The sequence below is a fragment of the Oerskovia sp. NPDC057915 genome (assembly GCF_042887685.1).
Lineage (GTDB): Bacteria > Actinomycetota > Actinomycetes > Actinomycetales > Cellulomonadaceae > Oerskovia.
Window position 1 is genome coordinate 34,813 of sequence record NZ_JBHVOS010000017.1, and the last position, 13,135, is coordinate 47,947.

A 13,135-nucleotide genomic window follows, 5' to 3' on the forward strand; every position below is an offset into this window, starting at 1 on the left:
CCGCCTCTCACCACCCGCCGCGGTGCACCACGTCCTCGAGCGGTCGGCGCGGGCGCCGCGTCGGCGAACCGCCCGACGGCGCAGCACCGGCAGGTCCGCGCGCGCCCTCCCGGGGGGCCAGGTCCGCCGCGTGACCGACGGCGACCACCCCGGTCACCAGGAACTCGTCCGGCACCCCGAACGCTTCCCGCAACGCCCCGACCTGCCCCGGCGGCACCCCGAAGAAGCACGCCCCCAGGCCCTCGTCGACCGCGGTCTGGAGCATGAGCAGCGACGCCATGCCCGCGTCGACGTGCCAGTAGGGCACGTCCCACGGGGAGTCGCCCTCGCCCGCGGCCTGCGCCGCCGCCCGCGCCTTGTCGTCCTCGGCGTACCGCCGCAGGTACGCCTCGCGCGACGTCAGGACCACGACGATCACGGGGGCCGTCCGCATCCCCGTGAGCCACCGGTTCTCGCGGGCCTCACCCTCGGCCCCGACCCCCGCGCGGGGCGACGTCGCGGACCAGAAGCGCGCGACGCCGTCGGGCGTGTCGAGGACGACGAACGCCCACCCCTGCGTGAAGCCCGCGTTGGGTGCGCGGACCGCGTTGCGCAGCATGCGCTCCACGGCCTGCGGCGGGACGGGCCCGTCCGTGAAGCGTCGGACCATGCGGCGGCGGCGGACGACGTCCTGGAACTCCATGCCGACCATGCTGCCAGTCCTCGGCCGGCCCGGGCTCGCAGCCGGGCCCGCGCAGAGCCCGCGCAGCCGCACCCTCCCCGCGCGCCACCGCTCCCCCGGTGCCACGATGCGTGAGTCGCACCGTCGGCCACGACCCGCCCCGCCCCAGGAAGGCCCAGCACGTGAGCGAAGCACGCAGGACGCCCGGCGCGGGGACCATCACGGTCGCCGCGCTCGCCGTCATGAACATCGTCGCGGTCGTGAGCCTGCGCGGGCTGCCGGCCGAGGCCGAGTACGGGCTCGCCTCGACGTTCTACTACCTGTTCGCCGCGCTGTTCTTCCTGGCGCCCGTGGGCCTGGTCGCGGCCGAGCTCGCGACCGGCTGGCCCGAGGAGGGCGGCATGTTCCGCTGGGTCGGCGAGGCGTTCGGCAGCCGGTGGGGGTTCCTCGCGATCTTCATGGTGTTCATCGAGGGCTGCATCTGGTTCCCCACGATCCTCACGTTCGCCGCGGTGACGCTCGCCTACACGGGGGACGCCGCGACGGCCCCGCAGGTGTCGAGCGACAAGGTCTTCGTGCTCGCGGTCGTGCTCGGGGTGTTCTGGCTCGCGACGCTCATCGCGCTGCGCGGCGTGAAGTCGTTCTCCCAGGTCGCGAAGTGGGGCGGCATCGTGGGGACGCTCGTCCCGGCCGCGCTGCTGATCGGGCTGGCCGCGGCGTACCTGGCGAGCGGCAACCCGTCGCAGGTCGAGCTGTCGTGGGGGGCGTTCGTGCCGGACCTGTCGAAGTTCTCCAACATCGTGCTGGCCGCTGGCATCTTCCTGTTCTACGCGGGCATGGAGATGAACGCGGTGCACGTGCGCTCGATCCGGAACCCGGTCCGCAACTACCCGATCGCGATCCTCGTGGCCGCGCTCGGGGCCGTCGTCGTGCTCGTGCTGGGGACGCTCGCGATCGCCGTGGTCATCCCGACGGGGCAGATCGACCTGACGCAGAGCCTGCTCACGGCTTTCAACACGCTGCTCGCCTGGGCGGGCATCGGATGGGCCGGGCCGATCCTGGCCGCGATGCTGGCCGTGGGCGTGCTCGCGGGCGTCGTGACGTGGGTCGCGGGTCCCGCGACGGGGCTGCTGTCGGTCGCGCGCGCGGGCTACCTGCCCCGCTGGTTCCACCGCACCAACCGGGCGGGCATGCCGTCACGCATCCTGCTGGTCCAGGCCGCGGTCGTCACGGTCCTGTCGGTCATGTTCGTGATCCTGCCGTCGGTGCAGGCCGCCTACCAGCTCCTGAGCCAGCTCACGGTGATCCTGTACCTCGTCGCGTACGTGCTGATGTTCGCGGCCGTGATCGCGCTGCGCTACACGCAGCCTGGCCGCCCGCGGCGCTACCGCGTGCCGGGCGGCATCGTGGGTGTGTGGGTCATCGGCGGGTGCGGGCTGCTCGCCGCGACGCTCGCCCTGGTCGTGAGCTTCGTGCCGCCCGCGCAGGTCGAGGTGGGCAGCCCGACGGCGTACGTGGGTCTGCTCGTCGGCCTCAGCGTGGTCTTCGTGGCGCTGCCGTTCTGGGCGTACGCCGCGCGCAGGCCGTCGTGGCGCGACGAGACGCTCGACTTCGCGCCGTTCACGTGGCAGGTCGGCGCCCCGGAGCCGGCCACCCAGACCCGGGCCGCGCAGACCGCGCCCCCCGAGGGCCCGGCCTAGAGCCGCTCGGCGAGCAGCTCGACGAGCGCCTTGCCCTGCACCCCGCCGAGCTGGTCGGCCTGGGTGCGGCACGAGAACCCGTCGGCGAGGAAGATGTCGTCCGGCCCGGCCTTGCGCAGCGCGGGCAGGAGGGCGTTCTCCGCGACCGCCACGGACACGTCGTAGTGACCCTTCTCCATGCCGAAGTTCCCGGCGAGACCGCAGCACCCGGCGAGCGTGTCGATGGTCGCGCCGGCCCCGCGCAGCAGCTTCTCGTCGGCCTGGAAGCCCATGACGGAGTGCTGGTGGCAGTGCGGCTGGACGACGGCCGTGACGTCGGACAGGTCGGGGACCTTCCACCCGGTCTCCGGCGCGGGCCGGGTCTCGGGTCGCGTGAGGAGCTCGGCGACCGTGTTGGTCGCGCCCGCGACGGCCTTCGCGCGCGGGTCGTCGGGGAAGAGGTCGAGCAGGTCGGAGCGCAGCACCGCGGTGCACGACGGCTCGAGCCCGACGATCGGGATCCCGTTGACCGCGAACGGCCCCAGGACCTGGAGCAGGTTCTCGAGACGCTTGCGGGCGCCGTCGAGCTGGCCCGTGCTGATCCAGGTGAGGCCGCAGCAGGCCTGCTGGTCGGGCACGATCACGTCGTAGCCCGCGGCGTCGAGCACCGTGACCGCGGACTGCGGCACCGAGGGCGCGAGGGCGTCGCTGAACGAGTCGGTCCACAGCACGACCTGCGGCCGCTTCCCGGCCTTGGGCCGACCGGGCGTCTGCCCGACGGCGAGCCCCGGCACCCCGTTCGTCGCACCGCCGCGCTTCCACCACGTGCGGAAGGGGACCTCGGCGAACTTCGGCACCTCGCGGCGGGAGTCCATCCCGCCGAGCGTGAGCACGAGCCTCGCGAGCGGCCGGATGCCGAGCACCGCGTTGATGACGCGCGGCATCATGCCCGCGAGGCGGGCCCAGCGTGGGAGCCAGCCCAGCGCGTAGTGGTTCATGGGGCGCAGCTTGCCCTGATAGGTGCGGTGCAGGACCTCGGCCTTGTACTGGGCCATGTCGACGCCTGCGGGGCAGTCGGCCGAGCACGCCTTGCACGACAGGCACAGGTCGAGCGAGTCGCGCACCTCGGGCGAGGTGAGCCCACCCACGAGCGTGCCGTTGATCGCGTCCTGCAGGACGCGGGCCCGGCCGCGCGTGACGTCCTTCTCGTCCTTGGTCGCCTGGTAGGAGGGGCACATGAACCCGCCCGACGCCGACGAGTCCGCGCGGCACTTGCCGACGCCGACGCAGCGGTGCACGGCCTGGGTCATGTCCCCGTGGTCGTGGCTGAACGAGAAGCCGCCCTTGGTCGGCAGCACGGGCAGAGCCCGGGGCCGGCGCAGGTCCGCGTCGACCGCGTTCGGCCGCACGATCACCCCGGGGTTGAGGACGTCCTGCGGGTCGAACAGCGCCTTGACCTGCTCGAACAGCGAGATGGCCTCGGGCGAGTACATGACGGGCAGCAGTTCCGAGCGCGCGCGGCCGTCACCGTGCTCGCCGGACAGCGAGCCGCCGTACTTGGCCACGAGCTCGGCGGCCTCGGTCATGAAGGTGCGCAGCACGGAGCCCGACGTCTCGAGCGGGATGTCGATGCGCAGGTGCACGCACCCGTCGCCGAAGTGCCCGTACGGCAGGCCGTCGACGCCGTAGCGCGCCATGAGCGCGTCGAGGTCGCGCAGGTAAGCGCCCAGCTTCTCCGGCGGGACCGCGGAGTCCTCCCAGCCCGGCCACGCCTGCTCGCCCGCGGGCGTGCGCCCTGCCAGCCCGGCGCCGTCGGCCCGGATCTGCCACATGGCCGTGGCGTCGGGGCCCGCAGGCAGGATGCGCGTGGACGTCGACGAGGAGGCCGCGACGATCGCCTCGGCGTTCGCGTACGCCTCCTCGGGGGTCGCTCCCCCGACCTCGACCATCATCCAGCCCCCGCCCGGCGGGAGCTCCGGGACCGAGTCGGCGCCCTTGGCGCGGCGCACCACGTCGACGAGGCGCGCGTCGAGGCCCTCGACCGCGAGCGGGCTCAGGGAGAGGAGGGCGGGGACGTCGTCGGCCGCGGTCGGCATGTCCTCGTAGGCGAGGACGACGAGCGTGGGAGCGCTGGGGACCGGGACCAGGGCGACCGTGGCCTCGAGGATGGTGACGAGCGTGCCCTCGCTGCCCACGAGGAACTTCGCGAGGTCCGAGCCGTTCTCGGGCAGCAGGTGCTCGACCGAGTACCCCGAGACCTGACGACCGAACCGCCCGAACTCGGTGCGGATGAGCGCCATGTTGTCCTGGACGATCCTCGCGAGGCCCGGCACCGCGGCGAACGTCGCGTCGCCCTTGCCCGCGGTGAATCGGCGCCCCGTGCCGTCGACCACGTCGAGCTCGACCACGTTGTCGGCGGTGCGCCCGTACGCGACCGCGTGCGGACCGCACGCGTTGTTGCCGATCATGCCGCCGAGCGTCGCGCGGTTCTGCGTCGAGGGGTCGGGGCCGAAGCGCAGGCCGTGCGGTGCCGCGGCCTTCTGGAGCGTCGACATCACAACGCCCGGCTCGATGCGTGCCGTACGGGCCTCCGGGTCGACCGACAGGACCCGGTTCACGTGCCGCGAGAAGTCGATCACGACGCCCGGGCCGATCGAGTTGCCCGCGACCGACGTCCCCGCGCCGCGCGCCGTGAGCGGCACGCCCAGCTCGCGCGTCACGTCGAGCGTCGCGACGACGTCGTCGGTCGAGACCGGGAAGACGACCATCTCGGGGACCACGCGGTAGTTCGAGGCGTCGGTCGAGTACTCGGCCCGGCGCCGCGTCGAGGAGTCGACGATGCCGCGCGTCGTCGTGCGCAGCGCGGCCGCGATCGCCTCGCGCGCCGCGTCGGCCGCACGCTCGGCCTCGCGCTCCGCCTCCTGGTGGGCCGCGGACCGCGCGGCCTCCTCGGCGGACGCCGCCTTCGCGGCGTGCTGGGCGTCCGTGCGCTCGGGCGGGACGGGGGCTCCTGCGGCGTCGAGTTCAGCGGTCACGTCGGCGATTCTCCCACCACTCCTCGGGCCCGCGGACGCGCGTCCGGGGAGTGTCCGGGATCGGGGGTCCCGCGCGGACGGAGAAGGCCGGGGCGGGCTGGGCTGCCGGACGGCAGTGCGGAGCGGTGCAGAGCGGGGCGGGCTGGGCTGCCGGACCGCAGTGCGGAGCAGCGCGGAGCGGACGGAAGGTCCCCGGACCCACCCTCGCCACGTGCGGACCAGCACTCGGTGGTGCGCTGTGCCGGGTGCGCGGTGCACATGTGCGCCGTGCTGGGCTGCACCGTGCCAGGAGTGATCCTGTACAAGCCTGCCCACCGGCTCCTGGAGTTGCCCTGCCCGGGCCGGGTCGTGCTCGCTCCCGCTCGTGGCTACCGACTTCCGTCCGCTCCGGTCGCAACGGTACTGCCGAGCGGCCGGACGACGCACGGCGCGCGACCGCGCGGGCGACCGGCGGGACCTAGCGCCTGGTCTCGTACCGGGTCAGGAGCACACCGCCGGGGAACGCCCGGGTCTCCACGAGGTCCAGGTCCACCCAGGCGTCCAGGGGCGGGAAGAACGGCGTGCCGCCGCCCACCAGGACCGGGTGGGTGACGATCGCGTACTCGTCGACCAGCCCGGCCCGCATGACCGACGCGGCGAGCGCGGCACCGCCGACGTCCATCGGACCGCCTTCCTCGGCCTTGAGCCGGGCGATCTCCGCGACGGCGTCCCCGCTGAACAGACGGGCGTTCCAGTCGACCGCGCTGATCGTCGACGAGAACACCACCTTCGGCATGTCGCGCCAGCGGCGGGCGAACTCGGCGTGCGCAGGCGTGACGCCGGGCTGCTGGTCGGCGGTCGGCCAGTGCGAGCTCATGTCCTCCCACAGGACGCGCCCGTACAGCGCCAGGCCCGTCGCTCCCACCCGGTCGGACCACCACTGGAACAGCTCGTCGCTCGGCACGCTCCAGCCGAGGTCGCCGCCGGGCGCGGCGACATATCCGTCCAGGCTCGTGCTCATGGCAAACGTCAGCGTCCCCATGGTGTCTTCCTCCCGGTCGATGTTCGGTGTACTACTGACCAGCACGGCGCGGAGAAGTCATCGACCGGGGCCGGCACGACCCCGTGCACGGGGCCTCAGTCGACGCCGCCACCCTCGACGTCAGCCGTCCAGTTGACCTGCTGGATGCGGGTGTCGAGCTCACGCAGCGTTCGCGCCAGGTCGTCGGCCTCGGCCCGCGTCGCGGGAACGTCCACGCCCGACACGTACCGCAGCTCGGTGCGCGTGAACCTGTCCTGGGAGGCCGACGCCGCGTCGGCGAGGTCGGTCCGGAGCCTGTGGCGCAGGCGCAGCACGTCGCGACGCGCGAGCGCGGCCGTCATGGTCAGGCCGGGCTCGACCTCGGTCGCGAGGTTCGCCGCGTTGATGCGCCCGATCAGGGACTCGAGCTCCGCCGCGGTGCGCTCGTGCTCGGCGAGCAGCGCGACCGGGTCCTCGGCCGGAAGGTCGCCCTCCTGGTGGCGGGCGTTCGCGATCGCCCTGCTCGCCACCTGGGCGAGCCGGCGCTGGAGGTCGGCGCGCAGCGCGAGGGCCTCGGCGAGCTTCATCGTTGATCGACTCCTGGTTCTGGGACGGACGGGGTACCGGTCCGAACCTATCTCGGCCTGACGAACCCGTCGCAGGATCACCGCTCGACGGCAGGACGAGCGAGCACCCCAGGTCACGCTCGTCCTGACGCACCGCTAGAGCACCAGCTCCGGCTGCAGCCGCGTCGGGCTCCACACCCGCTGCCGGTACGCCGCGAACGTCGTGGCCGCGAGCGCGACCGCGAGGACCACGAGCAGCACCCCGACGTCGCGCGCGACGGTCGCGAGGTCCCCGCCGTAGAGGAGCTGCCGGAGCCCCTCGACCGTGTAGGACATCGGCAGGAAGCGGTGCAGCGCCCGCAACGGTTCGGGGATCGTCTGCCACGGGAACGTCCCGCCCGCGGTCACGAGCTGGACGAGCATGAGCACGAGCCCCAGGAACTGCCCGACCGCACCCAGGTACACGTTGAGCGCCTGGAGGATCGCGACGAACGTCGCCGACGCGAGCACGAGCAGCACCGCGGTCCCGACGGCGTACACGGGGTCGATGTCGAGCGCGAGCTTCACGACCGTGAACATGAGCGCGACCTGGGCCACGCCGATCACGGCCGGCGGGATCCAGCCGCCGAGCGCGGTCTGCCACGCGGGCCGGCCGGCCGCGAGCGACCGGCTCGACAGCGGCCGCACGAGCAGGAAAAGCACGTACGCGCCGATCCACGCGGCGAGCGACAGGAAGAACGGTGCGAGCCCGGCACCGTACGTGCCCGCGTTCGCGATGGTGTCCTTCTGCACCGCGACCGGGTTGCCGAGCGTCTTCGCCGTGTCCTCCTGCGTCTGCTCGTCGACGTCGGGGATGCGTCCCAGGCCCGCCGCGAGGCCGTCGTGGAGCTGGGTCGTGCCGGACGCCAGCTCGGCCGTCCCGTCACGCAGGGTCACGCTCGACGACGCGAGCTCGGCTGCGCCGTCGGACACCTGGGACGTGCCCGAGGCGAGCGCTTCCGCACCGCTCGCGAGCGTGCCGGCCCCGTCCTCGAGCTCGGCCGCGCCCGCTGCGAGCCGGTCCCCGCCCGACGCCGCCGTCGCGATGCCCTGCGTGAGCGCGGGCGTGGCGCCCGCGAGCGTCGCCGCCCCGGCCGCGACCTGCGCCGAGCCTGCGCCGAGCTCGCCCAGCTTCCCCGCGGCGCCCTCGACCGTGGCGGCGGCGTCCTCGACCGGGCCGCGCGCGTCCTCGAGGACCTGCGTGACGGCGTCGGCCTCGTCCTGGGTGATGGCGCCCGACGCGACGAGGTCCGCGAGGCGCGCCTCGAGGTCGACGCGCGCGGTGTCGAGGCGCCCGACGACGTCTCTCGCCGCCGCGGCCGCCTGCTGCCCGTAGCCCGCGACCTGGGCGTTGCCGTCCGCGACCTGCTGCGCGCCGTCGGCGAGCTCCTGGGCCTGCGCCGGAAGGTTGGCGGTCCTGCTGCGGAGCGTGTCGAGGCCGTCCGACAGGGTCGCCGCGCCCGAGGCGAGGGTGCCGCTCGCGGTCGACAGCTCATCGGCCCCGTCGGCGAGGCGGGCCGCACCGCTCGCGGCCTCGCTCGCCCCCGCCGCGAGCCGGGCCGTGCCGTCCACGAGCTGCACGGTCCCGTCGGAGAGCTGCGAGGCGCCGTCGACGAGCTGCTGCGCACCCTCGACGCCGCTCGCGAGGTTCGTGTGGATCGACGCGAACCCCTTGAGAAACGTGTCCGCCGCCTCGGTGCCGACCTGCTCGGCGATCGCGTCGCGGACCTTGCTCACGATCGTGTCGGCGATGGTCGCGACGAGGTAGTTGTTGGCGTCGTTGGTGATGAGGACCAGGCTCGCCTGCTGCGGCTCGAACCTCCCCGACGAGGCGAGGTCCTGCGAGAACGTCGGACCGATGACGAGGGCAGCGTCGAAGCGCCCCGACCGCACCCCGGCCTCGGCATCCGACTGCGTCGTCTCGACCCAGCCGAACCCCCCGTCGCCGCCGACGAGCGTCTTCGCGACCTCCTCGCCGAAGTTCCTCTCCGTCGAGGTGCCGTCCACGGCGTCCTCGACGGTCGTGCCGCGGTCCTGGACGACGAGCGCCGCCGGGACCTCGGCGAGCCTGGCGTACGGGTCCTCGTTCGCGAACAGGTACAGGCCCGAGTAGAGCGTGGGGATGACGATCATGGCGAGGATCGCGAGCTTGGGCAGGGTGCCGGCGCTGATGCGCCGCAGCTCGGAGATGCCGAGGCGGACGGCGGTCATCGGTCGGACTCCTCGTCGGGAGCGGGGTCCGGGGCGGGGTCCTGGGCGGGAGGCGAGGCGACTGCCCCCTCTGGTCCGGGTTCCGGGCCTGGTGCCGGGCCCGGCTCGGGCTCCGGCTCCGGCTCCGGCTCCGGCGAGCCCTGTCCGACCTCCGGCGCGGAGGCCGGTACCGAGTCCGGGGCGGCCGGCGCCTCGGGCTCGGGCGGGTCGGTCGCCTGGTGGCGCCCCGGCTCCGCCCGGTCGAAGAGCGTGGTCGGGTCGGTCGTCTCGACCGGGGCCGCGTCGGGCTCGGCGCCGTCGGCCGCCTGCTCGTCCGGGCCCACGACCGGCGCGGGGCGCGTCCTCAGGGCCTCGACAGGTGCTGCCCGCAGCGCGTCGTCGCCGCGCGCGGGCGGCAGGTCGGCGCCGAGGTCACGGGCCGAGGAGCGCGTGCACTGCACGAGCACGCCGTAGCCGAGCGCCGCGAGCGACTCCGCGACGGCCCACCAGCCCGACGGTTCGCCCCGGTGCCGGTCGGGCAGCGTCAGGACCAGGAACCGCACCTCCGTGCGCTCGGACGCGAGGGAGGTCAGCAACGCGGTGCGCAGCGTGCCGTGCAGCTCGTCGACGCGGTCGCCGCGCCGGTCGAGCAGGTCGTGCGCGTCGAGCCACTTCGTGGCATCCCCTGGCAGGGACCGCTGCCCGGCGAGCGAGAGCTCCTCGGCGACGACGTCCCCGACCGTGAGCGCCTCGTCGGGCTCGGAGATCCCGGGGACGTCGACCACGGCCGTGACCCGGCGCAGGTCGGCCGTCGCCGTCGTGGTGGCGCCGTCGTCGTCGACGAGCGTGACGGTCCCGGTGTACGGGGCGAGGCGGCCCGTCGCGACGAGCGCGAGCGCGGTGTGCCCGTGGCCGGGTTCGCCCGCGAGGAGGACGCACTCCCCCGAGGCGAGAGTCAGGGTGGTGGCCTCGAGCATCGGCGCGCGCCGACCCTCGACCTGGACGTCGTCCATCGCGATCTGCACCTTCGGGTCCTCTCGTGGCGAGCCCCGTGCGGATGGGCCGCGGCGGAGCCTCCCGTCGATCTTCCGTTGGACCCCGCAGGGGTGCACCTTGTCGGGTGCGGGTCCGGGCGTCCGGTCTGCCCGGTGGGGTGAAGGTCTCCGCTGCCCCGGCCGGGTCGGCGCCGGGTCGGTAGCCTGGGGAAACGGGCGTCGAGAGGAGACTTCATGCGTGTCGTGGTTGTCGGGGCGAGCGGGAACGTCGGCTCCGCCCTGCTGCGCAGGCTGGCGGGTGACCCGGTGGTCACGTCGGTCGTCGGGGTCGCGAGCCGGGTCCCGCGCGCGGACGGTTCGAGCACCGTCGTGCCTCCCTTCGACACCGCCGAGTGGGCGCGTTGCGACCTCACGGACCCCGAGGAGGTCGTGGCGTCGCGCCTCGCGGGCGCGTTCGTGGGTGCCGACGCCGTGGTCCACCTCGCGTGGGCGATCGACCCTGCGCACGACCGCGAGGAGCTCGCGCGAGTCAACGTCGAGGGGACGCGGCGTGTCGCTGCGGCGGCGGCGAGGGCGGGCGTCGGGCACCTGGTGGTCGCGTCGTGCGCGAGCGCGTGCTCGCCCGCGTTCGACGACACGCCCCGCGACGAGTACTGGCCGACCGCGGGGATCGCGGGGTCCGTCTCGAGCGCGCAGAAGGCCGAGGTCGAGGAGATCCTCGACCGGTTCTCGGCCGAGCACCCGGGGGTCGTGGTGACGCGCGTGCGCGCACCGTTCACGTTCCAGCGCGACGCGGCGAGCGAGGTGTCACGGTTGTTCTTCGGCAAGCTCCTGCCGGCGCCGCTGCGCCGCAAGGGGCACCTGCCGACGCTCGTGTGGCCGCGCGGCATGCGCCTGCAGGTCGTCCATGCCGACGACCTCGCGGACGCCTACCGCGAGATCCTCGTGGGCCGGCACCCGGGCACGTTCAACGTCGCCGCGCCGGACGTCCTCACCGGGCCCGACGTCGCCGCGATCGTCTCGCAGGGACGCCTGCGCGAGGTGTCGCCCGGGTCTCTGCGGCGCGCGGTCGCCCTGGCCTGGACGGCCAGGCTCGTCCCGCTCGACCCGGGCTGGTTCGACGTCGCGCTCGCCGTCCCGGTGCTCGACACGTCGCGGGCCCGGAGGTTGCTGCGGTGGGCCCCGGTGCACGACGCCCGGGCCACGGTCACCGAGGTCGTCGGTGGTCTCGTCGAGGGCGCGGGCACGCAGAGCCCACCGCTGCTGCCGTCCTGACGCGGGGCTCCTAGGACTCCAGGGCCGCGTCGAGCGTGATCGTCGCGCCGGTCAGCGCCTTGGACACGGGGCACGTCGCCTTGGCGTTCTCGGCCGCCGCGAGGAACCCGGCCTCGTCGAGGCCCTCGACCTCGCCGCGGACCGTGAGCGCGACGGCAGAGATGCGCAGCCCGCCCGCCGGGTCCGGCGACAGCGTGACGTCGGCCCTGACCTCGAGCGCTACCGGCGTGCCACCGGCCTCGCCGATCACCCCGGAGAGCTGCATCGCGTAGCAGGAGGAGTGCGCGGCACCGATGAGCTCTTCGGGGCTCGTGATGCCCTCGGCCTCGTCGGCCGTGCGGCGCGGGAAGCTGACGTCGAACGTGCCGGTCCCCGAGCTCGTGAGCTCGACCTGACCGGTGCCTTCCATGAGCGTGCCGTTCCACGCGGTGCGGGCGGTGCGGACTGCCATGATGTGGCTCCTTCGTGCGGTGTCGGGGTGCGAGGCGGTAGCCGTCGGCTACCCGTCGACCGTAACCCCGGGGTCGTGGACCTGCAGAGGCGTCCCACGGTCTCCTGCCCTACGGCGCACCGACCTCCACCTCGACCTCGACCGGGAACCCGACCTCGGTCGTGAGCCGTCGGGCGAGCGTGAGCGGGTTGGGCTCGTGGCCGACCTGGACGACGATCGACGAGAGGTCGTCGCCGAGGAGCGACTCCGCACGCCTCTGGAGATCGCCCGGCAGCACGTCGATCGGCTCGACGTGCACCAGGACGTCGGGGTGGGCCTCGGCGAGCACGGCCAGCGCCTCCTGAGGAGGGTCGCCGTGCCACACGAGGACCACGGTCCCGCTGCCGTCGAGCCGCACCGTGCCGAACCGCTCGTCGTCCGCCAGGAGCCCTCCCAGGAGATCCGCCGCGCCCGCGGGGCCGGTGGCCCGCTCGGCGACCACCGCCCCGTCCGGGCGGAGCCTGATCTCGCTCGGGCCGGTCTGCTCCGGCACGACGACCGTCACGGTCGTCTCCACGAGCGGCGTCTCGTGCGGCTCGGGCACCGCCGTGCACCCGCCCACGAGCAGCACGCCGGCGAGCACCAGGCCCGCGGTCCCTCGCCTCATCACGCATCCCCCCTCGCGCGCACCCTAGCGAAGGCCCACCGACAGGGGGAAGAGCGTCCGGGCGTCGTCGACCACGGACCATGGGCCGCGACACCGCGGGGCCCCGGCCCACCACGCCCTGCCCGTCAGGGCGCGAGCACCACGGCCGTCCCGTACGCCACGATCTCCTGGTAGCCGTTGCCGACCTCGTCGCTGTCGTAGCGCATCGCGAGGATCGCGTTGGCCCCCTGCGCGGTGGCCCCCTCGACCATCCGGGCGACGGCCTCGTCGCGCGACTGCTGGAGCTGCTTGGTGAGTCCCTTGAGCTCGCCGCCGACGATCGACTTGAGCCCCGCGCCGATCTGCGCGCCGACGTTGCGCGACCGGACGGTCAGTCCCGTCACCTCGCCGATCACCTGCTGCACGGTCCGGCCCGGGACATCGTTCATGGTGGAGACCAGCACGGTACGTCCTCCTCACGGCCGTGCACCGTGCGCGGCCACTTCTCACGGTAGAAGGCGACCGCCGCCCGCGCTCGGCGTGCGCGACCGCGCGGCCGGCGTGCGTGGCCCGGTCTGGCGGACCGGCGTGCGCTACCCGACGTGCGCGGCCCGACGTG

At 74.2% G+C, this 13,135-nt stretch carries 11 protein-coding genes; 2 read left to right on the plus strand and 9 right to left on the minus strand.

Features of this window, described 5'->3' with window-relative positions; all coding sequences use genetic code 11:
- Positions 1-7: 7 nt before the first annotated feature.
- The gene (locus ACFVQ3_RS12605) at positions 8-682 is read right to left on the minus strand and encodes a nitroreductase family protein (protein WP_387639392.1); all 675 of its coding nucleotides are present in this window, start codon (positions 680-682) and stop codon (positions 8-10) included.
- Between the two features lie 161 nt (positions 683-843).
- On the opposite strand from ACFVQ3_RS12605, the gene gadC reads away from it, so the two are divergent.
- Entirely contained in the window at positions 844-2,361 is a 1,518-nt protein-coding gene (gene gadC, locus ACFVQ3_RS12610; RefSeq protein WP_387639395.1) for a putative glutamine/gamma-aminobutyrate antiporter GadC, read from the plus strand.
- Here gadC and ACFVQ3_RS12615 read toward each other — a convergent pair.
- From ACFVQ3_RS12615 to ACFVQ3_RS12635, 5 genes are all read right to left on the minus strand, one after another.
- Entirely contained in the window at positions 2,358-5,213 is a 2,856-nt protein-coding gene (locus ACFVQ3_RS12615; protein WP_387639569.1) for an FAD-binding and (Fe-S)-binding domain-containing protein, read from the minus strand. The two genes, gadC and ACFVQ3_RS12615, sit on opposite strands and share 4 nt — an antisense overlap.
- Before the next feature lie 619 nt (positions 5,214-5,832).
- Entirely contained in the window at positions 5,833-6,396 is a 564-nt protein-coding gene (locus tag ACFVQ3_RS12620; RefSeq protein ID WP_387639398.1) for a dihydrofolate reductase family protein, read from the minus strand.
- A gap of 95 nt (positions 6,397-6,491) precedes the next feature.
- Positions 6,492-6,962: a DIP1984 family protein gene (locus tag ACFVQ3_RS12625; protein ID WP_387639400.1), complete on the minus strand. Its 471-nt coding sequence runs from the start codon at positions 6,960-6,962 to the stop codon at positions 6,492-6,494.
- 135 nt (positions 6,963-7,097) lie between these two features.
- A complete protein-coding gene (locus ACFVQ3_RS12630; RefSeq protein ID WP_387639403.1) occupies positions 7,098-9,191 on the minus strand; it encodes a YhgE/Pip domain-containing protein in 2,094 nt (697 codons plus the stop codon).
- Positions 9,188-10,195, minus strand: a complete 1,008-nt coding sequence (locus tag ACFVQ3_RS12635) for a hypothetical protein (RefSeq protein WP_387639405.1) — start codon at positions 10,193-10,195, stop codon at positions 9,188-9,190. The genes ACFVQ3_RS12630 and ACFVQ3_RS12635 overlap by 4 nt, the downstream gene beginning before the upstream one ends.
- 204 nt (positions 10,196-10,399) lie before the next feature.
- Here ACFVQ3_RS12635 and ACFVQ3_RS12640 point away from each other — a divergent pair, with 204 nt between their 5' ends.
- Entirely contained in the window at positions 10,400-11,440 is a 1,041-nt protein-coding gene (locus ACFVQ3_RS12640) for an NAD-dependent epimerase/dehydratase family protein (protein WP_387639407.1), read from the plus strand.
- 10 nt (positions 11,441-11,450) lie between these two features.
- On the opposite strand, the gene ACFVQ3_RS12645 is transcribed toward ACFVQ3_RS12640, so the two are convergent.
- The 3 genes from ACFVQ3_RS12645 to ACFVQ3_RS12655 all read right to left on the minus strand — a co-directional run bounded on the left by ACFVQ3_RS12645 (position 11,451) and on the right by ACFVQ3_RS12655 (position 12,980).
- Positions 11,451-11,891 (minus strand): OsmC family peroxiredoxin, encoded by a 441-nt coding sequence (locus ACFVQ3_RS12645; RefSeq protein ID WP_377675987.1) that lies wholly within the window; start codon positions 11,889-11,891, stop codon positions 11,451-11,453.
- Positions 11,892-12,000: 109 nt separating this feature from the next.
- Complete coding sequence (locus tag ACFVQ3_RS12650; protein ID WP_387639411.1) at positions 12,001-12,537, minus strand: hypothetical protein; 537 nt, start codon at positions 12,535-12,537, stop codon at positions 12,001-12,003.
- A 125-nt stretch (positions 12,538-12,662) separates the two neighbouring features.
- Positions 12,663-12,980, minus strand: coding sequence for a YbjQ family protein (locus ACFVQ3_RS12655; RefSeq protein WP_354508229.1), 318 nt, complete (start codon positions 12,978-12,980; stop codon positions 12,663-12,665).
- Positions 12,981-13,135 lie beyond the last annotated feature (155 nt).

Coding starts and splice junctions, on each gene's coding strand:
- ACFVQ3_RS12605 (WP_387639392.1), bottom strand. CDS start 682: ATGGAGTTCCAGGACGTCGTCCGCCGCCGCCGCATGGTCCGACGCTTC.
- ACFVQ3_RS12620 (WP_387639398.1), bottom strand. CDS start 6,396: ATGGGGACGCTGACGTTTGCCATGAGCACGAGCCTGGACGGATATGTC.
- ACFVQ3_RS12625 (WP_387639400.1), bottom strand. CDS start 6,962: ATGAAGCTCGCCGAGGCCCTCGCGCTGCGCGCCGACCTCCAGCGCCGG.
- ACFVQ3_RS12630 (WP_387639403.1), bottom strand. CDS start 9,191: ATGACCGCCGTCCGCCTCGGCATCTCCGAGCTGCGGCGCATCAGCGCC.
- ACFVQ3_RS12640 (WP_387639407.1), top strand. CDS start 10,400: ATGCGTGTCGTGGTTGTCGGGGCGAGCGGGAACGTCGGCTCCGCCCTG.
- ACFVQ3_RS12645 (WP_377675987.1), bottom strand. CDS start 11,891: ATGGCAGTCCGCACCGCCCGCACCGCGTGGAACGGCACGCTCATGGAA.
- ACFVQ3_RS12650 (WP_387639411.1), bottom strand. CDS start 12,537: ATGAGGCGAGGGACCGCGGGCCTGGTGCTCGCCGGCGTGCTGCTCGTG.